Source organism: Streptomyces sp. NPDC054866 (assembly GCF_053610745.1).
In genome coordinates, this window is sequence record NZ_JBSGZA010000008.1 from 211,349 (window position 1) to 236,062 (window position 24,714).

The following is a 24,714-nucleotide window of genomic DNA, read 5'->3' on the forward strand; positions in this document are numbered from 1 at the left end:
ACAGCTGTCCGTTAAGTTTTGAAGCTAACGGACAACTGTCCGCTTAGGGTCACCATACCGGCAGACCCCCCTTACGCACAGCGCCACCACCTCCCGGAGCCTCCGTGGGGACCGCCCCGCGCGACGCTCCCGCTTTTACGTGACACAAGCTGACAAAAGCTGACAAGAGCTGAGAGAAGCGAAAGAAGGCTGATCGTGGCCCTATCGACGTCCAGCGCCATCACGCTGAACATCAACGGCGAAAAGCACTCGCTGCCCGTCGACCACCGCACCACCCTGCTCGACGCACTGCGCGAGCGCCTCGATCTGACCGGCACCAAGAAGGGCTGCGACCAAGGGCAGTGCGGCGCCTGCACGGTGCTGATCGACGGACGCCGCGCGGTCTCCTGCCTGCAACTTGCCGTCGCCTCCGAGGGACGCGAGATCACCACCATCGAAGGTGTGGCGCAGGGAGGTCAACTGCACCCGGTGCAGCAGGCGTTCCTCGACCTCGACGGATACCAGTGCGGCTACTGCACGCCAGGGCAGGTCTGTTCGGCCATCGCGGTCATCGAGGAACACGCGGCGGGCTGGCCGAGCGCCGCTACCACCGACGTACGGCCCGAAGCGGGCGTTCCAGAGCTGAGCGCCGACGAGATCCGCGAGCGCATGAGCGGCAACCTCTGCCGCTGCGGCGCCTATGTGTCGATCGTCCAGGCGGTCGCGCAGGCGGCAGCCGCCGAGACCGAGGGTGCGGAGGCCGTGGCATGAGGGAATTCGGCTATCAGCGGGCGTCCGACGTCCCCGGCGCGGTCGCGCTCCTCGGCACCGACCCCGACGCACGCGTCCTGGGCGGCGGTACGAATCTCGTCGACCTGATGAAGAGCGGCGTGGAGCGGCCCGGACTGCTCATCGACGTACGCGAGTTGCCCCTCGACCGCATCGAGGTCACGGACGACGGCGGCCTGCGGATCGGCGCGACCGTCACCAACAGCGATCTCGCGGCCCACCCCGAAGTGCGGCGCCGCTACCCGGCGTTGACGGAGGCCGTCCTGGCCGGCGCGTCAGGCCAGCTGCGCAACATGGCCACCGTGGGCGGAAACCTGCTCCAGCGCACCCGCTGCGGCTACTTCGCCGACCTGTCCAAACCGTGCAACAAACGCGCCCCCGGCACTGGTTGCCCCGCCGTCGAGGGCGAGCACCACAACCACGCCATCCTCGGCGCCACCGAGCACTGCGTGGCCATCCACCCCTCCGACATGGGGGTGGCGCTCGCCGCCTTCGACGCCGTCATCTCGTACGAGACGGCGGAGGGCACCGGCGAACTGCCGCTCGCCGACTTCTACTTGTCGGTGGGCAGCACCCCGCACCTGGAGACCGCGCTGCCGTCCGGCGCGCTCATCACCGGCATCACCCTGCCGCCCGCCCCGGTCGCCGCCCACTCCCGCTACCGCAAGGTGCGCGAGCGCGCGTCGTACGCCTTCGCGATCGGATCGATCGCCGCGGCGCTCGACGTCCAGGACGGTGTCGTACGCGAAGTGCGCCTGGCCTTCGGCGCGGTGGCGTCCCGGCCGTGGCGCGCCCGGGAGGCCGAGCGGGTCCTGACCGGAGGTCCCGCGACCGCCGAGGCGTTCGCCGCCGCCGCGGACGCCGAACTGGCCGCCGCGAAGACGCTGCCCCACAACGGCTACAAGGTGACGCTGATGCGCAACCTCGTCGTCGCCCTGCTGACCGAGATCACTGAGGAGGTGGCCCGATGACGACGCAGTCCGCGACGACCACGTCCACCGCGGCGTCGAGCGCCGTCGGCGCTTCGTTCACCCGTGTGGAGGGCCTGGACAAGGTCACCGGCGCCGCCAGGTACGCGGGAGAGATCCCCTTCGCCGAACTCGCCCACGGCTGGCTGGTGTTGTCCACGATCGCCCGCGGCCGGGTCCTCTCGGTCGAGTCGGATCCCGTCCGCAAGATGCCCGGTGTCCTGGCCGTCCTGCACCACGGCAACGCGCCGCGCGTCGACAGCGACTACATCAGCATGCTCGGCCCGCCCGACCCGATCGTCGAGGTCTTCCAGCACGACCGGGTGCCCTTCGTCGGCTGGCCGGTGGCGATGGTCGTCGCCGAGACCTCCGAGCAGGCGAGAGAGGCCGCCGAGGCGCTGGTGGTGCGGTACGAGGAGGAGCCGCACGACGTCGCGTTCTCCGCCGCGCACCCCGGCACGTACACGCCCGACGGTGACGCCCATCTGATGGAGAAGGGCGACCTGGAGGCCGAACTCGCCGCGTCCTCCCACCTGGTGGACGAGGAGTACACCACGCCCGAAGAGCACCACGGCTCGATGGAACCGCACGCGGCGATGGCGCGCTGGGACAACGGCCGCCTCGAAGTCGTCGACTCCAACCAGGGCAGCACCTGGGTCGCGGACGAGCTGTCGAAGCTGTTCTCGCTCGACCCGGCCTCGGTCCGGGTACGGTCCGAACACGTCGGCGGCGCCTTCGGATCCAAGGGCGTACGCGTCCACCAGATCCTCGCCGTGATGGCGGCGACCCAGCTCGACCGCCCGGTGAGGGTCGTCCTCAGCCGTCGCCAGCTGTTCTCGCTCACCGGCTACCGCAGCCCCACCGCCCAGCGCGTCAGGCTCGGCGCCGACGCCGACGGGCGGCTGCGCGCCGTCGACCACCAGGCGCACAGCCTCACGTCGACGGTCCACGAATTCGTCGAGGGGAGCGCCGGGTTCGGGCGTCCGATGTACGCCGCCGACGCCCACCGCAGCGTCAACCGCGTCGTACGGCTCGACGTGCCGACGCCGACCTACATGCGCGCGCCCGGCGAGGCTCCGGGCTCTTTCGCCCTGGAGTCCGCGCTCGACGAACTCGCCGAGCGGTGCGGCGTGGATCCGATCGCGCTGCGCGCCCGCAACGAACCGGACGTCGGCCCCGTCTCCGGGCTGCCGTTCGCCAGCCGCAATCTGCTGTCCGCCTTCCAGGAGGGCGCCCGCAGGTTCGGCTGGGCGGACCGGGACCCGCGTCCCGGGCTGCGGCGTGAGGGGCGCTGGCTGCTCGGCACCGGCACGGCGGCGGCCTCCTTCCCGGTGATCGTCATGCCGTCCACGGCGGCCGTGACGGCGGAGGCCGACGGCACCTTCACGGTGCGGGTCACCGCGGCGGACGTCGGCACGGGGGCACGGACCGCGCTGACCCTGATCGCCGCTGAAGCGCTCGAGGTGCCCCAGGACCGCGTCCATGTGCGCATCGGCGACAGCGACTTCGGCCCGGCGGCGATCTCCGGCGGTTCGATGGGCACCCGCTCCTGGGGCTGGGCCGTCCGGACGGCGGTGGCCGACCTGCGGGAGCAACTGGCCCTGGGCGGTGACATTCCGCCGCAGGGCATCACCGTGCGCTCCGACACCAGCGCGGCCGTCGGTGCCCTGTCGCAGAAGGAACGGCACTCCTTCGGCGCGCAGTTCGCCGAGGTCGCCGTCGACGTCACCACCGGCGAGGTCCGCGTGCGGCGCATGCTCGGCATCTTCGCTGCGGGCCGCATCATCAACCCGCTCACCGCGCGCAGCCAGTTCGTCGGCGGCATGACCTGGGGCCTGTCCATGGCCCTGCACGAAGAGGCCCATCGCGACCAGGCGACGGGCGGTCACGTCGGCGCCGACTTCGCGGGCTACCACTTCGCCGCCAACGCCGACGTGCCGGTCATCGAGGCGGACTGGGTCGAGGACACGGACGCGGACGACCCGGTCGGCATCAAGGGCATCGGCGAGATCGGCATCGTGGGGGCCGCCGCGGCCATCGCCAACGCGGTCTGGCACGCGACCGGCGTACGCCACCGCCACCTGCCCATCCGCCCCGACCGTGTCCTGGACGCGGGAGGAGCCACGGGTGCTTGACATCGCCGAAGCGCTGAACCGCTGGGTCGAGGAGGGCCGGGACTTCGCCGTCGCCACCGTCGTGACGGTGGGCGGCAGCGCGCCGCGCCCGCCCGGCGCCGCCCTCGCCGTCGACAGCGAGGGCACGGTCATCGGTTCGGTCTCCGGCGGCTGCGTGGAGGGGGCGGTGTACGAGCTGTGCGTCCAGGCCCTCCAGGACGGCACAGCCGTGCGCGAGCGTTTCGGCTACAGCGACGAGGACGCCTTCGCGGTCGGCCTGACCTGCGGGGGAGTCATCGAGGTCCTGGTCACGCCGCTCGGCGCGGACGCCCCGGGCAGGCAGGTCTTCGCGGCGGCGCTCTCGGCCGCCGCCCGCGGGGAGTCCGCGGCGATCGCCCGCGTGGCCAAGGGCCCCGCCGAACTCCTCGGCAGGGTCGTGCTCGTCCACCCCGACGGCTCGTACGAAGGCGGCCTCGAGGGGCATCCTGACCTCGACCGGACGGTGGTGGGGGAGACCCGCGCGATGCTGGACGCGGGCCGCACCGGCGAGTTCGACGTCTCGGAGAGCGGCTCGCGCTGCGGGGAGCCGCTGACTCTGTTCGTCGAGTCGAGCGTGCCCCCGCCCCGCATGATCGTCTTCGGTGCGATCGACTTCGCCGCGGCTCTGGTGCGCACGGGCAAGTTCCTGGGTTACCACGTGACCGTGTGCGACGCCCGTCCGGTCTTCGCCACGCGGGCCCGCTTCCCCGAGGCCGACGACATCGTGGTCGACTGGCCGCACCGCTACCTCAGGGACACCGCGACCGACGGCCGCACGGTCTTGTGCGTCCTCACCCATGACGCCAAGTTCGACATCCCGCTCCTTGAGGTGGCCCTGCGGCTTCCGGTCGCGTTCGTGGGCGCGATGGGCTCACGCCGCACCCACGAGGACCGCAACAAGCGCCTGCGTGAAGTAGGCATCAACGAAGAGGAGTTGGCGCGGCTGCACTCCCCGATAGGGCTCGACCTCGGGGCCCGCACACCGGAGGAGACCGCCCTGTCCATAGCGGCCGAGATCGTCGCGGCGCGAAGGGGCGGGACGGGTGTTCCGCTGACCGGGTCCGGGATGCCGATCCACCACGAAGGGGGCGGTGCGGGGGCGGGTGGCTCCCATGCTGCCGCGTGACCTGACGTGAGCTGACCTGACGTGAGCTGGCCTGGCCGGGCGCGGGGCGGTCGCGGTGCTCATTCACCGTGACCGCCCTCGCGCTCACGCCTGCTCCACCGCCTCCCACAGCAACTGCACCGGATGCCAGGCGTTCCGCTCGGTCCCGTGGAAGATCTGCTGACGGCAGGACACACCGGTGGCGACCACGACCGTGTCGGCGTCCTCCGCCTCGATCGCTGGGAACAGCCGGTCCTCACCGACCGTCATCGACACCTCGTAATGCTCGGACTCGAAGCCGAAGGAACCCGCCATCCCGCAGCACCCGGCGTCCAGTTCGGACACCTTCACTCCCGGGATGCGCTCAAGGAGAGCCACGGTGGCGGCCGTACCCACCTCCGCCTTCTGGTGGCAGTGCCCGTGGTAGAGCAGCTTGCGTCCGGCGAGCCATGAGTCGGCACGCAGCCGCAGCCGCCCGTCGTCGATGGCCTCCACCAGCAGCTCCTCGACCTGGCGCACCCTGCCTGCGATGTCCTTGACGGCGGTGTCGTCCGGCAGCAGGGCCCGGTGTTCGTCGCGCAGCGTCATCAGACACGAGGGCTCGCAGCCCACGATCGGTGAGCCGGGGTCCGTCGACTCCCGCAAGGTATGGGCGAGTTGGCGCGCTTTGTTTTTCGCGTCGTCGACCAGGCCTTTGGAGAGGCTGGACCTTCCGCAGCAGCCGCCGCTCTCCAGCCGCACCCGCCACCCCGCCTGTTCGAGCAGCTCGATGGCGGCACGGCCGATGCCGGGCTCGGTGTACGTGGTGAAGGAGTCGGCGAGGTAGGTGACCGTGCCCTGCGTGACAGGGCGCGCGATGGGCGTACGCCGCCGGAACCACCGCAGCAGATTGCGCCGCACGAACACCGGCAGGGGCCGCTGGGGAGCGATGCCGGCCAGGCGGTCCATGAGCCGGCGTACCGGTGTGACGCGTCCCGGCAGGTTGGACAGCGGGGCCGTCGCCGACCCCAGGCGGTTCAGGAGCCGGATCGCTCCGAACAGGCGGGTGCGGAGCGGCACTCCGTGAGTGTCGTGGTAGTGCGCGAGGGTCTCGCTCTTGAGGGTAGCCATGTCGACGCCGAGAGGGCATTCGCTCTTGCACGCCTTGCACATCAAGCACAGGTCGAGGATCTCGTGCAGCCGCTCGTCCCCGAGCGCGGCCTTCGGGTCGGGCTCGGAGAGGGCCTTGACCAGGGCTCCCGCCCGGCCGCGGGTGGAGTCCTCCTCCTTGCGGGTTGCCATGTACGAGGGGCACATGGCGCCGCTGCCTGACTTGCGGCACAGGCCGATGTTCATGCAGCGGTCCGCCGCCGCGCGCATGCCGCCACCGCCCACGACCTCGAAGGAGAGGCGGGTGCGGAGCGGCTCGGCGGGTGGCAGTGCCGCGTCGCGCAAGTTCTCCGTCATCGGCGCCGCGTCCACGATCTTGCCGGGGTTGAGGATGCCGTCGGGGTCGAAGAGCCGCTTGACCTGGCGCATCGCCTCGTACAGCTTCTCGCCGAAGATCTCCCGGTTGAACTCGCTGCGCGCGAGACCGTCGCCGTGCTCGCTGGAGTTCACCCCGCCGTACTCGGCGACCAGATCCTTGACCTCCTCCGCGACGGCGCGCATGCGGCCGATGTCCGCCGGGTCGGCGAGGTCGAGATAGGGCCGGATGTGCAGACAGCCGACCGAGCAGTGGCCGTAGAAACCGGCCGTCATGCCGTGCCGGTCCAGGACGTCCTTGAATCTGCGGGTGTAGTCGGCCAGATGCACCGGGTCGACCGCGGTGTCCTCGACGAAGGCGAGCGGGCGCCGGGTGCCCTCGCTGGCCGCCATCAGCAGGCCGAGCCCCGCCTTGCGGACCTTCAGGAGCGACGACTGCTGGGCCGGGGTGACCGCCTGGAGGGTGTGATAGCCGTGCCCGTGCCGGGACCAGAGCTTGGTGAGCCGCCGCATCCGGTCCAGGAGTTCACCCTCCTCGTCGCCGGTGAACGACACGAAGAGCAAGGCCTCGGGCTGCCCTTCCAGAAGGTCGCCGAGCGCCGCGTACTCGATCTTGCGCCGGGACAGATCGAGGATCGTACGGTCCATCAGCTCCACGGCGGCCGGATCGCAGGCCAGCGCGTCCTCGGTCCCCGCGATGGCTCCCGCCACGGAGGTGAAGTGCCCGACGGCGATCACTGTGCGGCGCGGCTTGGGCACCAGACCGACGAGGGCGCTCGTCGCGACGGCGAGCGTCCCCTCGGAGCCGACGACGAACTTCGCGAGGTCGAAGGGAGCGCCCTCGCGGGCCAAGCGGTCGAGGCGGTAGCCGCAGGCGCGGCGCCAGTGCTCCGGGAACCCCTCGGCGATGGCCGCGGCATTGGCCCGCACGATCTCGGGCAGCTCCCGGTACAGGGCGCCCTCCAGCGTCAACTGCTGTGCTCTGTAGGCGCGTTCGGCTTCGTCGATCCGGCCGAGGGGCACCCGGCTTGCGTCCGAGAGCACCACGTCGAGTTCGCGGACGTGGTCGATGGTCATGCCGTAGCGCACCGATCCACTGCCGGCCGAGTTGTTGCCGATCATCCCGCCGATGGTGGCGCGGTTGCTGGTCGAGGTGTCCGGGCCGAACATCAGCCCCCACGGGCTCGCCGCGCGATTGAGCTGGTCCTGTACGACGCCGGCCTCGACCAGGGCCGTACCGCTGCCCGGGTCGAGCTCGACGATGCGGTTCATGTGCCGGGACAGATCAAGCACCAGGCCGGGCCCGACGGTCTGGCCCGCCAGGCTGGTCCCGGCCCCGCGCGGCACGACGGGCACCCGGTGGGCGGCGGCCGCCGCGACCGCCGCGGCGACGTCGTCGGCGTGCCGGGGGAAGACCACGCCCATCGGCGTGATGGCGTACATGCTCGCGTCCCGGGCGAACAAGTGCCGGGTGTAGTCGTCGAATTGGACCTCGCCTTCGAGATCCCTGACCAGGTCCTTCTGGAGACCGCGGGCCCGGTCCTGGGTCTCGGAGCTTTCGGCGCTCTCGTGGGTGGGGCTCTCGCCCTCGGTGACGGTCATGCTCGGCAACCTCCTCGGCGGGACGGTGACTTCGGCGGGCGCGCGGCCGCCGTCACTCGGCGCGCAGGACGTCGAGGGCGGCGGTGAGACCGCCGGGATCGATGCGTACGCCGGCCAGTTGAAGGCCCATCTGGACGCCGGCGAGGGTGCCCGCGAGCGTCAGATCGTTGAGGTGGCCGAGGTGGCCGATGCGGAAGATCCGTCCGGCGAGCTTGCCGAGGCCCGCGCCCAGGGACATGTCGAACCGCTCAAGGATGATCTCGCGCACCTTGTCGGCGTCCTGGCCCTCGGGCATGAGCACCGCGGTCAGCGAGGACGAGTGCTCGCGGTCGTCGGCGCACAGCACCTCAAGTCCCCAGCCGCGCACGGCGGTTCGGGTGGCGGCCGCATGCCGGTCGTGCCGTGCGAAGACCGCGGGCAGCCCCTCGGCGTGGAGCATCCGCAGCGCTTCGGCGAGACCGTAGAGGAGGTTGGTGGCCGGGGTGTACGGGAAGAATCCGCGGCGGTTCGCCTCGATGATCGGCTGCCAGTCCCAGTAGGACTTGCGCAGCCGCGCGGTGCGCGACGCGGCGAGAGCCTTCTCGCTCACCGCGTTGAAGCCGAGCCCGGGCGGGAGCATCAGCCCTTTCTGGGACCCGGCGACGGTGACGTCGACGCCCCACTCGTCGTGCCGGTAGTCGATCGAACCCAGCGAGGAGATCGTGTCGACGAGCAGCAGTGCGGGGTGTCCTGTGGCGTCCATCGCCTGCCTGATCTCGGGCACCCGACTGGTCACGCCGGTCGATGTCTCGTTGTGCACCACGCAGACGGCCTTGATCGTACGGGCGCTGTCGGCCGCGAGGCGTTCGGCGATGGCCTCGGGTGATGCGCCGTGGCGCCAGTCGCCGGGGAGGAAATCGACGTAGAGGCCGAGACCGGCTGCCATCTGCTGCCAGAGCGTGGCGAAGTGGCCGGTCTCCACATGCAGCACCCGGTCCCCGGTGCTGAGCGTGTTGACCAGGGCCGCCTCCCAGGCGCCTGTGCCGGAGCCGGGGAAGACCACGACGGGCCCTGAGGTGCCGAAGACTGGCTTCAGGGAGACGAGCAACTCCGTGGTGAGCGCGGCGAATTCGGGTCCGCGGTGGTCGATGGTCGGCGCCGAGATGGCGCGGAGCACCTGATCGGGGACGTTGGTGGGGCCTGGTATCTGCAGGAAGTGCCGCCCGGCTTGCGAGGTCACTGTGGCCAACTCCCTTGAGAAGCGTGCCGCATTGTGGCACGGTGTATCGTAAGGTGGCACGGGGAGCGTAGGGCCGAGCCGGTGGGGAGTCAACGGATGCAGAGCGTTCTCAACGCACTTCGCGTGCTGGAAGAGGTCGCCGCGCGGCAGCCGATCGGGGTCGCCGACCTGGCCAGGAGCCTTGCGCTGCCCAAGAGTTCGGCGCAGCGCGCCCTGCGCACACTGCATGAGGCGGGCTGGATCCGCCCGGCCGCGGGCGAGGTCACCCGCTGGGTCGTGACCACCAAGGCGTTGCAGGTGGGGCGCCGCGCGACGGGGGAGTTGAGCCTGCGTGACGTCGCTCTGCCGCTCATGGAAGAGCTGCGGCGGCGCATCGACGAGACGGTTCATCTGACCGTGCCTGACGGCGACAAGGTGGTCCTGATCGAACGCCTGGAGACCTCCAAGCCGGTGCGCATCATCCTGGCGCTCGGCACCCAACTCCCCCTTCACGCCTCCGCGAACGGCAAGGCGCTCCTCGCGGTGAGCCCCCGGGAAGTGATTGACCGTCACCTGGCCCCCGGTCTCGAGGAGTTCACGAGCTCGACCATCACCGCCAAGGAGCTGCTGCTCGCCGAGCTCGCGGCGACCAGGGAGCGGGGATACGCCACGAACGGCGGGGAGTGGCGCGACGACGTGTCCGCCGTCGCGGCCGCCGTGTGGGGCGAGTCAGGGACGCCGGTCGCGAGCATCAGCGTGAACATGCCGACGAGCCGGATGACCCAGGAGGCGAGTGCCGCGTACGGCGCGCTGGTGAGCGAGACGGCGCGGCAGGTCAGTGCGGCGCTGGGGCATCCACGACAGGCTGCCGGGGGTGGGCCGGCAGTCGGCCTCTAGCAGGATCCGTCCCGCGCAACGCATTCGGGCGTCCCCCTTGACGCCCCGGGGAGCCCGCTCCAATACTCCCCATTGCGAAAGCTCAATTCCGCCAGGCGGAATTAATCATCCCCCCTGGGCTCCTTCGGCCCACGGGCGGACGTCCGTGCGTGCCGTCATCCGCCGCGCACTCCTCTACGCCGCGCGCACCCCTCGTCACGCGCCCGGCGCACCGCGACATGACCATCGGCCGACGGCAAGGGAGCCCTCGTGTCAGATCAAGTCATCTCCATCATCGCCCTGGTCCTTGTCTTCGCCATCGCCACCTTCTCCGCCGTCCACCTGGGCGCCCTCGCGCTCGTGGCCGCGTTCATCGTCGGCTCCACCGTGGCGGACGAGTCGACGGACGACCTGTTCTCCGGCTTCCCCGGTGACCTGTTCGTCGTGCTGGTCGGCGTCACACTTCTGTTCGCCATAGCGAAGAACAACGGCACAGTGGACTGGCTCGTCAACGCGGCCGTGAAGGCGGTGAGGGGCCGGATCGCCCTCATCCCCTGGGTCATGTTCCTCGTCACCGCACTCCTCACCGCGGTCGGCGCGGTCACCCCGGCAGCGGTCGGCATCGTGGCCCCCATCGGCCTCGGCTTCGCCGCCGCCTACGGCATCAACCCCGTACTCATGGGCCTGCTCATCGCCAACGGCGCCAGTGCGGGCGGATTCTCGCCGATCGGCGTGTTCGGCAGCATCACCAACAACGTGGTCGAGCGGAACCACCTGCCGGGCAACCCCGCCCTCCTGTTCACCGCCTCGTTCCTGTTCAACGTGGCGCTGTGCGTCATCGTCTTCTTCGCCTTCGGCGGACGGCAGTTGCTGGGGCAACGCGCGGAGACGTACAAGGCAAGTGGAGTCGGTAGCGACGGAGGCGCCGGCGGTAAGCGACACGACGAGGCACCCCCGCCCGGCGGACCCGGAGGCCAACTCGTCGAGGCGGGCACGGCACCCCGCCCCACCCTCGCCGTCGCCACGACCACCCAACCCACGACACCGGACGAACCCCTCACCCTCGACGGTCCGCGCGCGCTCACCCTCATCGGGCTCCTCAGCCTCGTCGCCGGAGCGCTCTTCTTCGACCTCGACGTCGGTCTGATGGCGCTCACCATCACCGTCGTCCTCTCCCTGGTCTCACCGAAGTCGGTCACCGGCGCCGTGGACCGGTGCGCGTGGTCAACCGTCCTGCTGGTCTGCGGCATCGTCACCTACGTGAGCCAGATGGAGCGCATGGGCACCATCGACTACCTCGGCAAACAGGTCGCCGCCATCGAGGCACCCCTCGTCGGCGCCCTCCTGATCTGCCTCATCGGCGCCCTGGTCTCCGCCTTCGCCTCGACCACCGGAATGCTCGGCGCGCTCATTCCCCTGGCCGTGCCCTTCCTGCTCGCCGGCGAGGTGGGGGCCGTCGGGCTCATCACGGCGCTGGCCATCTCCGCGTCCGTGGTGGACGCCTCACCGTTCTCCACCAGCGGAGCACTGGTGACCGCCAACACCCCCGCAGACCAACGCGACTTCGTCTTCCGCCGCCTCATGGTCTGGGGACTCGGCATCAGCCTGATCGGCCCCCTCGTCACCTGGGGCCTGTTCGTCGTGCCGAGCTCACTGTGAGGGCAGTACGAGCCGCTGTCGTACGCCGTCGTCGCGGCCGTCAGGGAGTCGGAATGCCGCCCGGCCGAGCCGGGCGCCCGAAGCGAACCGGAACGCCCGGCGAATACAGCACGCTCACCGGGTCCCCGACCGGCCGCGGCAGCCCAGCGGCCGCGATCAGGTCCTCGTCGCACTCGATCAGATCGGCCCGGTGCAGAGGCCAGCGCGGATGCGCGTTCGGCAGGAACATCTGCCGCCCGAAGAACGTGTTGTGCATGCCCCACCGGGCCGTCAGGAAGTGCTCGAGATCGGTGGGCTCCTCGACCGGTTCGCCCACCCGGACGGCTATACGGCTGTGCGCACCCCGCGGCCCCGGCCAGCGCCTCGCACTCGTGTACGTCACGGTGTCGCCGCTGCGCCGGATGCTCATCCGCGACCACTGGTACGGCAGCCGGAAGGCCCCGCGCGCCACCGCCACCGGAATCAGGCGCGAGGCGTCCAGGGAGCGGAAGACGACGCCGCGGCGGCCATGGGCGTCCACCGAGTAGAGGCGCACGTTGGTCTCGGGAAACGTACCCAGATAGGGGATGCCGGGCAGCCGGAACCAGCCGACCCGGTGCATGCGGAACGCGACCAGACCCACGTAGGTCGCCCCGTCGTGGAGATCGGGAACCGTCCCGGCCGGAAGGAGCGGCGCGACATTCGCGGGATCCACGGCCCAGTGCACAAAGGCAAGGTCCAGCCACGACTGCGTGAGCAGCGGGTTCTCGGTGGAGGTGGGCGGATCGGCAGTTATCGGTTCCGGGACGGCGGGAGTGAGGACCACGCAATCAGCATCGCAGGGGCCCGGGCCGGGCCCGGCACGGGGGCGCGCATGAGGGGCGGGGAGCCGGGCGGCACGACTGAGCCCCCGGCTGATCGAATCAGTGTCCGGGGGCTCGGGTCGGAGTTCCGAGTGAGGTCAGGAACGCGACCGGCGCTCCTGCTCCGCGGCGTTCTTCTCCTTGATGCGTACCGTTTCCTTGCGGACCTCGGCCTGGGTGGCGCGCTCCTTCTGCAGCCACTCCGGGTTGTCGGTCTTGATCGCTTCGATCTGCTCCGTGGTGAGGGCCTCCGTGAGCCCGGCACGCGCGAGACCGGCGATGGACACGCCGAGCTTCGACGCGACGACCGGCCGGGGGTGCGGGCCGTTGCGCCGCAGCTCCTGGAGCCACTCGGGCGGCTCGGTCTGCAGGGCGTTCAGCTCGGTGCGCGAGACGACACCCTCCTGGAACTCGGCGGGGGTGGCCTCGAGGTACACACCCAGCTTCTTCGCCGCGGTCGCGGGCTTCATGGTCTGGGTGGTCTGGTGCGACGTCATGGTCCCCAGGGTATCGAGCATGTGAGCTACCGCCGACCACGACCGGTAACCTGGCGGAGTGACGGACTCGCAAGTAACCCCTTCTTTCAGGCTCGCGTACGTCCCGGGGGTGACACCCACCAAGTGGGTGCGGATCTGGAACGAGCGGCTGCCGGACGTGCCGCTGACCCTCGTGCCGGTCTCTCCCGGCGAGGCGTTCGAGCTGCTGCGCGGCCGCGGCGCCGACGCCGGTTTCGTACGACTGCCCGTCGACCGTACGGACCTCAGCGCGATCCCCCTCTACACCGAGACGACAGTCGTGGTGATCCCCAAGGACCACGTCATCGCGGCGGTCGACGAAGTGACCGCCGACGACCTGGCCGACGAGACCGTCCTGCACCCCCTCGACGACACCCTCCCGTGGGAGAGCCTGCCCGGAGAGCCCGGCCTGCCCGGAAAGGCCGCGAACGAGCGCCCCGCCACGACAGCGGACGCCATCGAACTGGTGGCCGCGGGCATCGGCGTCCTCGTCGTCCCCCAGTCGCTCGCCCGCCTGCACCACCGCAAGGACCTCACCTACCGCCCGCTCACGGAAGCCCCCGAGTCGCGGGTCGCGCTGTCCTGGCCGGAGGACGCGACCACGGACCTGGTGGAGGACTTCATCGGGATCGTGCGAGGACGCACCGTCAACAGCTCACGCGGCCGCTCCCAGACTCCGGCGGCCGGTGCGGCGCCGGACCAGTCGAAGCGCAAGACCCCGGACAAGGGGACCGCCCGGCGCAAGCCGACGGCGGGCAAGCCCACCGGGAAGTCGGGAAAGCCCGCCGGAAAGACGGGCAAGAGCGCACGCGGCGGTTCCGGCGGGGCGTCGAAGGGCGGCAAGCGGGGCAAGCCCGGCCGACGGTCGTAGCCCCGGCCTCGGCGCCCGCGCGGGGACAGCCACCGGCAAGCGCCCTCAGGAGCCGTTCCGCTGTGCCCACCAGGCGAGCACCCCGCCGAGGACGAGCAGCAGGCAGATGGCCACGTTGGTCCGCTTGTAGGCGACGAGGACCGCGGCGAACTCACGGATCGTCGCGGTGGGCCAGAAGTACGCGGCGGTCGGCGAGCCCACCACCTGGCCCCTGATCCCGGTCCGCCGGGCGGTGAGAGCGGCACGGAAGGCGTGGTAGTTGTTCGTGACGATGACGCACCGGTAGTCAGGCTTCGACTTCTCCATGATCGCCTTGCTGAACCGCAGATTCTCGTCGGTCGTCGTCGAGCGGTCCTCCCGCTCGATCAGGCCTGCCGGAAACCCGTGGGCGACCAGATCGTCGGCCATCGCGTGGGACTCCGGCACGTCCTCGTCCGGCCCCTGGCCGCCCGAGGTGATGACCACCGGCGCATCGCCCCGCTCGGCGAGGCGCGCGTGCACCGCTTGCGCCCGCCTGAGGCGGCTGGCCAACAGAGGCGGCACGGTGGAACCACCGACGAGTCCCGAACCGAGGACGACCACGAAGTCGGCCTTGCGGTGCACGCGCAACCGCCCGTACAGGAACGCGTAACAGACGAAACAGAGGAACAGGAACGCGAGATAGGCGGCCAGCCCGCCGGCCGCCGTTCCCACGCCGACCCACACCGGCGTCCGTACGACCACCGCCATGACCACCAGCGCCACGACAGCCAGGATGGCCAACGCGGCCACCAGCGAAAGCAAGTTGGTGGGGCTCCTGCCCTCTTTGCGCACCATCTGCAGGCCGTTGGAGAACAGGAAGCACGTCAGTACGAGGATGCTCAGAGCGCCGAGGACCAGCGCCGCCCACGCAACGGCCTGACCCGATGCCGAGCCGGACCTGACCAGTTGGAACACCCAGGCCGCGAGACCGCAGAGCGCTGCGAGCCCCAGGATCACGGCATTGCTGAACTTCCTGCGCTCGCGCGCCACGCACACGCAGAAGACGAGGAAGAGGAGCACCGCCGGGGCGTAGACCAACATCCGCACAGCGTAGGCGCCGCGAACCCCCGCCTCGGGCCGGAACCGAAGTCGGCCGCTGTGGTGATCTCAGGGGTCAGGCCGTGCCCTTATGCGCGACAGGGAGTTGACCCCGGTATGAAGAAGCGAAGCGTACTGGCCGTTGCCTCTCTCGCCGCCGGGGCTGTCATCGCCGCGATCAGCCCGCCCCCGGGAGCGGACACGGCCGACACGAAGGCGCCCGCCCACGCCGCGGGCATGCTGGACGAGATCGGCGACGCCGGTCCGGGAAGCGAGGGGATCGAGGGGAGCCAGGGCGCCCCGCAGACGCCCGGCGCCGGCGTCGGCGTGGTCGCGCCTGACATCTCCAGCACCCAGCGGCTCTGAGGCTGACCACGGCTGAGCGGCGGGCCCGCCGCCCCGGGCCCGCCGCTCAGCCCAACTGAATACTGTGGCCCGCCCCCTCGCCCTGCCGGTATCGTCCGCCTCCTGACCAGCCGCTTCGGCGGCCTTCGACCCAGAGGTGGACTTCTCATGACCGGCCGGACCGCGACGACGACCCTGTGGCGCCCGACCGGCCCCAAGGAGCTCGAGCTGGTCCGTGAGTTGAACTGGCGCGCCTGGCCGCCCCGCCTGCCCGAGCAGCCGATCTTCTACCCGGTCCTCAACGAGGACTACGCGATCAGGATCGCCAGGGACTGGAACGTGAAGCACGACGGCGCCGGTCACGTGACGCGCTTCGAGGTCGACTCGGAGTTCCTGCGCCGGTACCCCGTCCAGCAGGCGGGCGGTCGCACGATCCTCGAACTGTGGGTTCCGGCCGAGGAGCTCGACGAGTTCAACGCCCACATCGTCGGCGATATCCAGCTGGTCCACACGTTCCGCTGAGAGACGCGGGCCCCTGATACAGGTGCGGATCCGAGCCACCAGATGCGGATCAAGCCTCGTGGTGTGAGCCTGGATGTGGGGGCGATACAAGAGAGGCGGTTGCCCATGTCAGTCATGGACAAGCTCAAGCAGATGCTCAAGGGGCACGAGGACCAGGCCGGGAAGGGCGTCGACAAGGCGGGAGACTTCGTCGACGACAAGACCCAGGGCAAGTACTCCGGCCAGGTCGACACCGCCCAGGACAAGCTCAGGGACCAGCTCGGCAGGGACCAGGACAAGCCTCCGCAGCCGTAGGCCCATGTTTGTCAGTGCCCGCCGATAGGCTGGTCGCTTCCATCCGCGCTGTGGCTGCAGCGCTGCCGCCCCGCCCCCGTGATGCAGGGGCGGGGCACTCGGCGTTTCAGAACGTGGAAGGCGAGGCCGAGCCGTCGAAGTCCCAGGCGCCGACATCGCGGTAGTGGATGGGCCCCGGGCCGCGGCCGATGTTGCTGGCGACCAGGTGCAGGCGCTCGGCCTGCCAGGGTCGGCCGGTGAACCCGGCGAGCCCGGCAGCGGCCTCCACCGCGCACGACGGCGTGTCCCGGCGGGCGCGGGCCAGCGTCAGATGGGGGCGGAACGGCCGGCCCACATGCCCGACCCCGCAGTCGTCGGCGACGGCACGCACCTCGGTGGCGAGCAGATGCAGCTCGTCGAGGTCTCCGGCGATCCCGCTCCACAGCACACGCTCGTCGAAGTGCCCGCCACCGCTCAGCGCCAGTGTCAGGGGCTTGCGGGAGGCTGCGAGGCGCGCGAGCGGAGCACTCAGCACCGAAACCGCCGTGACGGGGACCTCGCCGAGGAACGCCAGAGTGATGTGCCAGTCCTCGATGCGGTTCCACCGCATCCGAGGATGAGCCTGATAGGCGGGGTCGAGCTCCCGTTCCAGTTCCTTCTTCGCCTCGTCGGGCGGGGCGAGAGCGATGAACACACGGACGGTCGCGGGCGGGTTCTGGTCGTCCACAGAAGACTTCTCGTTCACAGAAGACTTCGTACCGCATCCAGGTGGTCCGACAACCGGCACCCCCGCCCGCGACCCCAGCTCTCTCCCCGGGCCCGGTCAGGTGCCGGGCTCCGCGTTGATGTTCCGTCGGGTCTCGTCCACCTGGTGACGCACGGCGTCGACGACGTGCGGCCTGAACTTCGATTCGGCGTAGTGCACCAGCTGGTCGAGCACACCGTTCGCCTGCTCGGTGTCGCCCTCCTTGGCGTGCGCCCGGGCCAGGCGGCGCATCACCATGTTCAGGGTGATGTTGTCGACGCCGTTGCCGTGCAAGGACGCCTCGACCACGGGTGACAGCAGTCCGACGGCCTGCTCAGGGGCGGCGGGGCGCACCATCAGCGCACTCTTGTCCGGCGCCAGGTACTTGAAGTCCCGCTCCGCGTTGAGCCCTTCGACCATGCGGGCGTAGAGGGCGAGCGGGTGCTTCTCGTAGTGCTGCGCGACCTCCTGGAGTGCGTCGTTGCCCGCCTGGAGCGACGGCGAGTCGGACCCGCGCAGAGCGAAGAGGGTGCCCTGCTCCTCGCCCAGCATCAGCTCGCCGACCTGCTCGTCGGTCTCGTTGTGAGGGCTGCGGACGGTCGTGCGCAGCACCGGCGAGACGATGCGGGAACCGTCCGACGCGACGTAAGCGGCACGCAGCAGGTAGGTACCGGGCTGCTCGAAGTAGTGCCCGTCCTGGCCGTATCCCACGTAGGCGCTCGCGTAGACCGGCGGCCCGTCCACGGCCAGGTGGACCGTGGCATCCGCTTCGACGCACCGCCGCAGCAGAGGCCGGTAGAGCACCGTGCGGCCGGACGGCTGCCGGATCGCGATGCTGACCAAGTCGTAGTCCGGGTGCAGGAATCCGTGCGTGTCCCGCCCGCGCAGGTCGGTCGTGTCCAACTTCAGCTCCACGACGACCGGTTCACCGAACGCGAAGTTCTTCTTTCCGCGCAGGTCGAGCCGCAGCCCGGAATCATCCACCACGGGCTGGTCGAACAGGTCGGGGTCGATGTCGGCGGCGCCCCTGCCGAAGGCGTTGGCGCCCATGATCACGTCACGGTAGAAGCCGTGCCGCAGATGCGTGATCTCGTTGGCGGTGAACTCGAAGGGGAACGACCTCCAGTACGCCGCCGTCCCGGTCGGAGCGCCGCCGCCGGGATTGAAGTTCTGGGGATAGTTCATCCACGACAGATCCCCGAAGCCGTTGTTCGGGCCGAGCGGCGCCGGGGGTGTGGCGAGCCCCTTCTGCCACGAGTGCAGCAGGTTGAAGGCGTGGCCGAGCTCATGCACGTACGTACGCAACTGGGCGCGCACCGATTCGGGGTCGGTGCCCTGGATGATGTCGTAGAAGACGGCGCAGCCCTGCCGCTGGTAGGCGTCCTGCGCATCGAACATGATGCCGCGGACACCATCGTTGCCCTCGTAGCGGCTGGCGACCAGCAGCCACACGCGCCACTGCGGTACGTCCCGCCACAGGGAGAAGTTGGTCTGCATCGCGGCGTGCAGCTCGGCGTTGTTCCAGCCGGCCGAACTGTCGCCGAGGATGTTGGCCGCGCTGGACACCAGCACGTCGATGCCCGCCTCGGCGTACGCCCGCGGCACGGTCAGCTTCCGCGCCGGGCTGCCCGGTGGCCCGGGCAGCGAACCCGTGTCGTACGACACGAAGGGCACCTTGCCGGCTACGGAGTCCTGCTCCCACTGCACGGTGCGGAAGTACGGAGACGTGAAGGCGCAGGTGTACGCGGCGCCGACCTGGCCGGACGTCCTGACGAACTGCACGGTGGCGGCGGCCTGTTGCTGGCCGACCCTGCGGCGCGCGATGGTCACCCGCACGATCGGGAAACTGGTCGTTCCGGTGAAACGGCCCTGACCGGTGATCACCACTTGAGTGGGCGACCAGGTGACGGCCGGGGCGTGCACGACGAAGGACCCCGCGTAACTCGTGGTGCCGCCACCGGAGTTGAAGAAGTCCCCGCTGACCTTCCGGAGCGTACGGGGGCCGTCGACGTCGACCCGCAATTCCAGGACGTGGGTGCCGACGCTGCGGTAACTGCCTCGGAGGAGGAGGTACGCAGGCGTGGCGGCCGAAGGGGCGGATTCACCATCAGTGGCCGGCGACGGTTCGTCGACCGGCATATCGGAGAGGTCGACGTCGAGCAGTTCGGGCGTAACGGATTCCGTGGTTTCGGCTGTGGGATCGCCAAAGGGTGTGGACATGGCGCTCACTCCTCCGACCTTTCGGGTGAGCTAATGACAGAGGGTGGTCAGCGAATGACGAGCGAATTGTGCGTCTGGAAAAGACCGCACCATTCGTTGTAGGGGCGTCGGTCGCACGTATACGGGTTGGTGATGAGGCGACCGGAGTTGTCGGTGTTGCGGGCCGGAGTTCCGCCCGGCTTGTGGGCCCAGAGGCCGCCCGGGTGCAGGCGGTACCAGTGGTAGTCCCGGAGATTGCCGGGGAAAGTGCCGGTGACGAGCGCCACCACGTAACGCAGCGATCCCGCGGGCTGGCAGTTGCCCCAGAGCCGCAGACCGTCGCGCTGTGCCCCGATGGACACCTCGCCGCAGCGCACCGTGCGGGGGATGGTGTAGCCGTGTGCGTGGCCGGGCTGGGCGAAGGTGTTGGTGCGCCGGTTGACCGCGAAGTTGTAGCAGTTGTTGTAGGGCTGGGTGTCGGGGCGGTTCCAGAAGGCCGGGTTGAAGGGCGTCACGTCGTACGCGCAGGCCAGCGCGGCCCGGTGCACGAGGGTCTGTAACTGCTTCTCGACCTCCGCGGCGTCCGCCTCGGTGATGCCGCCCGACTCGGTGGGCTCGATGGTGGTCGCCCCGCCCGCGCCCTCGCGGGCCGTGCGCCGGATCTCCGCGCGGACCGACTCGCGGAAGTCCTCGGGGTAACTCTCGTCGAGCGCCGCCGTGTCGCCTGAGCCTTCGCCTTCGCCTTCGCCTTCGCCTTCGTCCTCGGCCGGACGCCGCTTACCGCCCTCACCGCTCTCGTCGAGCCCGCCGACCGGCATGGTCTCCAGCAGGTGCTCGGCGACATCGGCACCGGTGTAGGGGTCCCGGTCCCCGCCTCCAGCGACCTTGAACACCGGGGGCAGGCCCGCGGTGTCCAGGTCGTCGGTGATCTCCACTTGGATTCCACGGAACCCGAGTCCGGTGAACCCGCCGGAAACGTCGGCCACCGCCTCCTGATGGTGCGCGATGAGCTGGATCAGCTCAAGCACCTGTTCCTGGTCCTGGATTTCCCACGTGGGATTGGGTCGCCCCGAGAAAATGTCCACAGTGATGCGTAGACCCATGATGTCCCCCTTGCCGTAGGGGACTTGTACTGCTGCCCTTTAGGGCAGTCAATGGCGGGGGATACGCGGGCGTCAGGACCGGCTGGGGCTGGGGTGCTGGCTCAGGGCGGTGTCGGCGGCGTCGAGGATGCTGAGGAAGCTGCGGGTGATCATCGGTCGTACGAGGTGCCGGGTGAGGAAGGCGCCGACGAGCGGGGCCCGCATTTCGGCGCGTGTGGTCCAGCTGACCAGGGTGCCCTCTTCGGTCTCGGTGAACGTCATGCGCCCGAGTTCATGCCGGGACGGCGGGACACTGCGGTCGACGACGTACTCCGTGGCGTAGGGCGGGTCGTAGTGGGTGATGCGTTCGCGGAGCCAGCCGATCAGCCAGAGGTGGCTGCGGACCGCGCCGACGCCGTACGGCGCGGATTCGCCGTGGCGGGTCAGGCGGCAGCGCAGTACGAGGGGCGAACGCGTGTAGTTGGTCGTCGTGGTGAGCCAGGCGAACACGTCGTCGATCGGGGCGTGGACGGTGCGCTCGACGGTCATGGTTTCCATGGCTGGTGTTCTCCTCGGTCGAGTGGGCGCACCGTCTGGGCGCGGTGCAGCTTGTCGGGGTTGCGCATGGCGTAGAGGCCGGTGATCTGTCCGTCGTGGATCTCGAAGGCGAGCAGCCAGTCGAGTTCGCCGTCGGTGAGGCAGCGTGCCGCGGGCATGCCGTTGTAGATGGCGTGCTCGATGCGGGTCGTCGGGGTGATGCTGGTGCGGGCCACACCGAGGGTGAAGCGGGCGACTTCTTCGCGGCCGGTGATCGGGCGGCGGGCGGCGGTCGCTTTTCCGCCGCCGTCGGAGATCTCCACGACGTCGGGGGCCAAAAGGTCCATCAGGCCCTGGATCTCACCGGTCGTCGCCGCGAGCAGGAACCGCTGGACGATGGCTCGGGTGGCCTCGGAGTCGGGTTCGAAGCGGCGACGGCGTGCGTGGACGTGCTTGCGTGCGCGGTGGGCGATCTGCCGGACGGTGCCCTCGTTCTTGCCGACCGAGGCGGCGATCTCGCCGTGGGTGTAGCCGAAGACGTCGTGCAGTACGAACACCGCGCGCTCGGTCGGGTTCAGTGTCTCCAGGACGAGCATCATGGCCATCGACACCGACTCGGCCAGGATCGCGTCTTCGCTCACCTCGGGCGCGGTGCGGATCGGCTCGGGCAGCCACGGGCCGACGTAGTCCTCACGGCGTGCCTTGACCGTGCGCAGATGGTTGAGGGCCTGCCGGGTCACGACGCGGACCAGGTAGGCCCGCGGATGTTCGACCGTCCCCTGGTCGACCGCGCTCCATCGCAGATAGCTCTCCTGCAGCACGTCTTCGGCATCGGCGGCGCTGCCCAGCATCTCGTAGGCGATGGTGAACAGCAGCGGACGATGCTCGGTGAAGGCGTCCTCAGTCATGATGGACTCCCATTCCTCGCCAGTGGCACGACCACACCCGGCTCCTCTCTTCGGACGCCCATCGAGACACCTCGCGTCGGCGAACCGTGACAGTCCTCCACCGTGATCCACACCACATAGCCGGGCTCCGCCCACCGAGTTCCGCGTATTTCCCGTCAGGGACAGTGCCGCACACGCCGGGCTCTGGTACGCAGAAAGAGGCCTCGCGCAAGGGCGCAGCCGGTGCGCCGTGGTGTGCCAAGGGGGAATCATGGCCGACTCCGTACGTCGTCAGGGCCCGCGGGTGCCGGAGTTCGATCCCAAGGTGGGGGTCGATGTCGGTACGAGGTGGACGGGCGATCCCCGGCACCGCCTGGTGGCGATAGGGGATTCGCTGACGCAGGGTTTCCAGAGCGCGGCGGTCTTCAACACGTCTCTGTCGTATCCGGCGATCGTCGCTTACGAGCTTGGCTGCTTCCCACGCTTCCGTTTCCCCCTCTACGAGGGCTTCGGCGGGCTGCCGTTCAACCTCGAGCTCTTCCTGCGTGACCTGGAGGCCCGTTACGGGCGGAACGTGGACTGGTGGGAGGCGCCGCTGGCGCTGTTCCGGGCTCGCAACGTGATGGACAGGGTGGAGGACTACTGGGAGCGGGGTCCGGGCCGCAACGTGCCATCGACCACGGCGATCATGCACAACCTCGCGGTGTTCGGGTGGGACCTGCGCGACGCGCTGTCCAAGTCGGCGGACGAGTGCCGCAAGCGGATCGACACGCCGAAGGACGACCTGGTGAACCAGGTCGTGCAGAACGCCGGAGAGCGAGCCGCCCTGCGCGTGCTGCCCGGCCGACCCCAGGCCGCAGGCGCCCTGACGCAGTTGAGCGCGGCGGCCGAGCTCGGCAAGGACACCGACGGCACAGGGTCGAAGCACGGCATCGAGACGCTGGTCGTCTTCCTGGGTGCGAACAACGCCCTGCGGGCGGTGACCGATCTCCGCGTGGTGTGGAGCGAGGATTCAGGCTTCGACGACTTGGACGACAAGCGGCGGTTCACGGTCTGGCGGCCGAAGCACTTCGCGTCCGAACTGCGCAAAGTGGCCGCGGAAGTCTTTGACATCAAGGCGCGTCACGTCATCTGGTGCACGGTTCCGCACGTCACGATCGCGCCGATGGCGCGCGGTGTGGCCGGCAAGACCCAGCCCGGCTCGCGGTACTTCCCCTACTACACGCGCCCGTGGATCAAGGACAGGGACTTCGACGCGGGCAGGGACCCCAGCATCACCGCGGAGCAGGCACGACAGGTCGACGAGGCGATCGACGCGTACAACGACGCGATCACCGAGACGGTCCGGGCCGCCCGCATGAAGGGAAAGGACTGGTACCTGCTGGAGACGTGCGGCCTGATGGACCGCCTCGCGTCGCGCCGGTACGCCGAGGACCCGCTGGCGCGACCGAAATGGTGGCAGCCGTATCCGTTGCCGTCGGCCTTGCAGGCGCTGTCGCCGCCGCCGAACTCCCACTTCCTCGCGGGCGAGGGCGAACGGCGCACGGACGGCGGCCTGTTCTCGCTGGACGGTGTGCACCCGACGACGGTCGGGTACGGGATCCTCGCCCAGGAGGTGATCAATGTGATGCGTCTTGCGGGCGTCCGGTTCTTCCGCCCCGACGCAAGCACCCCCCGCCAGGACCCGGTGCTCGTCGACTTCGACCGGCTGATCCGCCACGACACACTGGTCAACCGCCCGCCGGCGAATCTGGGCTCGGCCCTGAGCGTCATGGGCTGGGCCGATGAGGCCTTGGATCTGTTCCGGCGGGTATTTTCCGCACTTTGATGGCTGGTCAGTTCCGGCACCAGGACCCTCGTCTACCTGGGCGAGACGACCGCGGCCTTGGGAGCAGGGGGGAGCGCGGCGGGCTTGGGTGGGTCCGTGAGGAGGTAGGCGCGACGCCATCGGAGGAATGGCCGTTCGATGCCATGGAACGTGACCACGGCAGCGGCCAGGGTGATGGGCAGAACGGCCGCCGCCGCGGTGATGAAGGCATCCACCACCGGGCGCCCCGTCAGCTCGAACCACCAGCGGCGGGAGACGATCGCGGTGATGACCATGTAGTGGAGCAGGTAGACGGAGAAGCTCATCTCGCCGACTTTGGCGATGCCTCTCGACACGATCCCCGTTGAGGAGATGGTGGCCACATAGGTCAGCACCACCAGAGCCCAGAGAACTCCTTCGACGTCGACCCAGAGCAGCCGTGTGGCCTGGCGTTCGTGGAAGGCGTGGGTCTGGTTGAAGGCCCAGATCGCGCCTGTGGCCAAGGCTGTTGGGACGGCCACCTTCAGCAGTCCCTGAAACCGTTCCCGGTGGTGCACGAAGAACCAGGCGGCCACCATGCCCAGCAGGAATTGGTCGATCCTGCCGGCGAGGCTGTAGTAGAGCATCGAGTTCACACTGATGGTGCCGTTGGCCGAGGCCCACACCAGGGCCCGGAGCACGGCAATGGCGGCCAGGAGCTTGAACAGAGCCACCGGTCCGCGTTTGGTGAGAAGCCTGCTGAACAGCGGGAAGAGCAGGTAGAACTGCAGCTCGACCGCGATGGCCCACCACATGCTCGACACGGCCCCCAGGTCGAGGGACCCGGGCAGGTTTCCCAGGCCGACCAGAGACTGGAGCACCGCGGACAGGTCCGCGCCCTGCTTGTGTGCGCCGATACCCAGGATGATCAACGCGATGTAGAGCGGGAAGATCCGCAGCACCCGGTTGCCGAGGAACCGTCCGTAGTGGACGTCCTTGCCCAGCGTGCCGATGGTGAAGATGAATCCGGAGAGCACCATGAAGAGGGCAACGCCGGAATGGCCTTCAAATACCAGAGTGGCCAGAGGGTTCTCCGAATAGAGCCAGCCGTGCGCGTCACTGTTCGGGGTCTCTCTGAGATACGGAGAGACCATGTGCGTTCCGTGACAGAGGAGCACCAGCACGGCAGCGTAGGCACGCAAGTGATCAACGGATACGAGGTACTGCCGGTTGCTGCTGCGCATGAAGGGACGACAGC

Annotated in this window: 22 protein-coding genes; 11 read left to right on the forward strand and 11 right to left on the reverse strand. The window is 69.7% G+C overall.

Annotated features, from left to right (window positions below; all coding sequences use genetic code 11):
• The first annotated feature begins 195 nt into the window (after window positions 1-195).
• The 4 genes from ACWGI2_RS34035 to ACWGI2_RS34050 are packed head-to-tail and all read left to right on the forward strand — an operon-like array spanning window position 196 to window position 5,015.
• Complete coding sequence (locus ACWGI2_RS34035; RefSeq protein WP_160502651.1) at window positions 196-750, forward strand: 2Fe-2S iron-sulfur cluster-binding protein; 555 nt, start codon at window positions 196-198, stop codon at window positions 748-750.
• On the forward strand, window positions 747-1,739 hold the full coding sequence (locus ACWGI2_RS34040) for an FAD binding domain-containing protein (RefSeq protein WP_453699650.1): 993 nt from the start codon (window positions 747-749) through the stop codon (window positions 1,737-1,739). The genes ACWGI2_RS34035 and ACWGI2_RS34040 overlap by 4 nt, the downstream gene beginning before the upstream one ends.
• Window positions 1,736-3,871, forward strand: a complete 2,136-nt coding sequence (locus ACWGI2_RS34045; RefSeq protein WP_453699651.1) for a xanthine dehydrogenase family protein molybdopterin-binding subunit — start codon at window positions 1,736-1,738, stop codon at window positions 3,869-3,871. The genes ACWGI2_RS34040 and ACWGI2_RS34045 overlap by 4 nt, the downstream gene beginning before the upstream one ends.
• Window positions 3,864-5,015: an XdhC family protein gene (locus ACWGI2_RS34050; protein ID WP_453699653.1), complete on the forward strand. Its 1,152-nt coding sequence runs from the start codon at window positions 3,864-3,866 to the stop codon at window positions 5,013-5,015. The genes ACWGI2_RS34045 and ACWGI2_RS34050 overlap by 8 nt, the downstream gene beginning before the upstream one ends.
• An 84-nt stretch (window positions 5,016-5,099) precedes the next feature.
• On the opposite strand, the gene ACWGI2_RS34055 is transcribed toward ACWGI2_RS34050, so the two are convergent.
• Window positions 5,100-8,060, reverse strand: coding sequence for an FAD-binding and (Fe-S)-binding domain-containing protein (locus tag ACWGI2_RS34055; RefSeq protein ID WP_453699654.1), 2,961 nt, complete (start codon window positions 8,058-8,060; stop codon window positions 5,100-5,102).
• Window positions 8,061-8,112: 52 nt separating this feature from the next.
• A complete protein-coding gene (locus ACWGI2_RS34060) occupies window positions 8,113-9,279 on the reverse strand; it encodes a pyridoxal-phosphate-dependent aminotransferase family protein (RefSeq protein WP_453699655.1) in 1,167 nt (388 codons plus the stop codon).
• Between the two features lie 96 nt (window positions 9,280-9,375).
• Between ACWGI2_RS34060 and ACWGI2_RS34065 the strand changes: the two genes are divergently transcribed.
• Both ACWGI2_RS34065 and ACWGI2_RS34070 read left to right on the forward strand, forming a co-directional pair.
• Window positions 9,376-10,155, forward strand: a complete 780-nt coding sequence (locus ACWGI2_RS34065; RefSeq protein ID WP_453699656.1) for an IclR family transcriptional regulator — start codon at window positions 9,376-9,378, stop codon at window positions 10,153-10,155.
• A gap of 249 nt (window positions 10,156-10,404) precedes the next feature.
• A complete protein-coding gene (locus ACWGI2_RS34070) occupies window positions 10,405-11,793 on the forward strand; it encodes an SLC13 family permease (protein WP_453699658.1) in 1,389 nt (462 codons plus the stop codon).
• 40 nt (window positions 11,794-11,833) lie between these two features.
• Here ACWGI2_RS34070 and ACWGI2_RS34075 read toward each other — a convergent pair whose 3' ends face one another.
• Window positions 11,834-12,598: a YqjF family protein gene (locus tag ACWGI2_RS34075; RefSeq protein ID WP_453699660.1), complete on the reverse strand. Its 765-nt coding sequence runs from the start codon at window positions 12,596-12,598 to the stop codon at window positions 11,834-11,836.
• A 135-nt stretch (window positions 12,599-12,733) separates the two neighbouring features.
• Complete coding sequence (locus tag ACWGI2_RS34080; RefSeq protein WP_453398424.1) at window positions 12,734-13,132, reverse strand: DUF5997 family protein; 399 nt, start codon at window positions 13,130-13,132, stop codon at window positions 12,734-12,736.
• A 58-nt stretch (window positions 13,133-13,190) separates the two neighbouring features.
• On the opposite strand from ACWGI2_RS34080, the gene ACWGI2_RS34085 reads away from it, so the two are divergent.
• Window positions 13,191-14,021, forward strand: coding sequence for a LysR family substrate-binding domain-containing protein (locus ACWGI2_RS34085; RefSeq protein WP_453699662.1), 831 nt, complete (start codon window positions 13,191-13,193; stop codon window positions 14,019-14,021).
• Between the two features lie 45 nt (window positions 14,022-14,066).
• Here the strand turns inward: ACWGI2_RS34085 and ACWGI2_RS34090 are convergent, their stop codons facing one another.
• A complete protein-coding gene (locus tag ACWGI2_RS34090) occupies window positions 14,067-15,083 on the reverse strand; it encodes a YdcF family protein (protein ID WP_453699664.1) in 1,017 nt (338 codons plus the stop codon).
• A 114-nt stretch (window positions 15,084-15,197) separates the two neighbouring features.
• Here ACWGI2_RS34090 and ACWGI2_RS34095 point away from each other — a divergent pair, with 114 nt between their 5' ends.
• The 3 genes from ACWGI2_RS34095 to ACWGI2_RS34105 all read left to right on the forward strand — a co-directional run bounded on the left by ACWGI2_RS34095 (window position 15,198) and on the right by ACWGI2_RS34105 (window position 16,241).
• Window positions 15,198-15,446, forward strand: a complete 249-nt coding sequence (locus ACWGI2_RS34095) for a hypothetical protein (RefSeq protein ID WP_453398421.1) — start codon at window positions 15,198-15,200, stop codon at window positions 15,444-15,446.
• Between the two features lie 147 nt (window positions 15,447-15,593).
• Window positions 15,594-15,947 carry a hypothetical protein gene (locus tag ACWGI2_RS34100; protein WP_453398420.1) on the forward strand — a complete coding sequence of 118 codons (354 nt, stop codon included), beginning with the start codon at window positions 15,594-15,596 and terminating at the stop codon, window positions 15,945-15,947.
• 105 nt (window positions 15,948-16,052) lie between these two features.
• Window positions 16,053-16,241 carry an antitoxin gene (locus tag ACWGI2_RS34105; RefSeq protein ID WP_453398419.1) on the forward strand — a complete coding sequence of 63 codons (189 nt, stop codon included), beginning with the start codon at window positions 16,053-16,055 and terminating at the stop codon, window positions 16,239-16,241.
• 106 nt (window positions 16,242-16,347) lie between these two features.
• Here the strand turns inward: ACWGI2_RS34105 and thpR are convergent, their stop codons facing one another.
• The 5 genes from thpR to ACWGI2_RS34130 all read right to left on the reverse strand — a co-directional run bounded on the left by thpR (window position 16,348) and on the right by ACWGI2_RS34130 (window position 21,691).
• Window positions 16,348-16,965 (reverse strand): RNA 2',3'-cyclic phosphodiesterase, encoded by a 618-nt coding sequence (thpR, locus tag ACWGI2_RS34110; RefSeq protein ID WP_453398418.1) that lies wholly within the window; start codon window positions 16,963-16,965, stop codon window positions 16,348-16,350.
• Window positions 16,966-17,043: 78 nt separating this feature from the next.
• Window positions 17,044-19,185: a hypothetical protein gene (locus ACWGI2_RS34115; protein WP_453699666.1), complete on the reverse strand. Its 2,142-nt coding sequence runs from the start codon at window positions 19,183-19,185 to the stop codon at window positions 17,044-17,046.
• A 47-nt stretch (window positions 19,186-19,232) separates the two neighbouring features.
• The gene (locus ACWGI2_RS34120; RefSeq protein ID WP_453699668.1) at window positions 19,233-20,267 is read right to left on the reverse strand and encodes a hypothetical protein; all 1,035 of its coding nucleotides are present in this window, start codon (window positions 20,265-20,267) and stop codon (window positions 19,233-19,235) included.
• A 72-nt stretch (window positions 20,268-20,339) separates the two neighbouring features.
• Window positions 20,340-20,804: an SRPBCC family protein gene (locus ACWGI2_RS34125; protein ID WP_453699669.1), complete on the reverse strand. Its 465-nt coding sequence runs from the start codon at window positions 20,802-20,804 to the stop codon at window positions 20,340-20,342.
• Complete coding sequence (locus tag ACWGI2_RS34130) at window positions 20,792-21,691, reverse strand: RNA polymerase sigma-70 factor (RefSeq protein WP_453699671.1); 900 nt, start codon at window positions 21,689-21,691, stop codon at window positions 20,792-20,794. The genes ACWGI2_RS34125 and ACWGI2_RS34130 overlap by 13 nt, the downstream gene beginning before the upstream one ends.
• Window positions 21,692-21,941: 250 nt before the next feature.
• On the opposite strand from ACWGI2_RS34130, the gene ACWGI2_RS34135 reads away from it, so the two are divergent.
• Complete coding sequence (locus ACWGI2_RS34135; protein ID WP_453699672.1) at window positions 21,942-23,498, forward strand: hypothetical protein; 1,557 nt, start codon at window positions 21,942-21,944, stop codon at window positions 23,496-23,498.
• 32 nt (window positions 23,499-23,530) lie between these two features.
• Here the strand turns inward: ACWGI2_RS34135 and ACWGI2_RS34140 are convergent, their stop codons facing one another.
• Window positions 23,531-24,700: an acyltransferase family protein gene (locus ACWGI2_RS34140; RefSeq protein ID WP_453699674.1), complete on the reverse strand. Its 1,170-nt coding sequence runs from the start codon at window positions 24,698-24,700 to the stop codon at window positions 23,531-23,533.
• Between the last annotated feature and the right edge of the window lie 14 nt (window positions 24,701-24,714).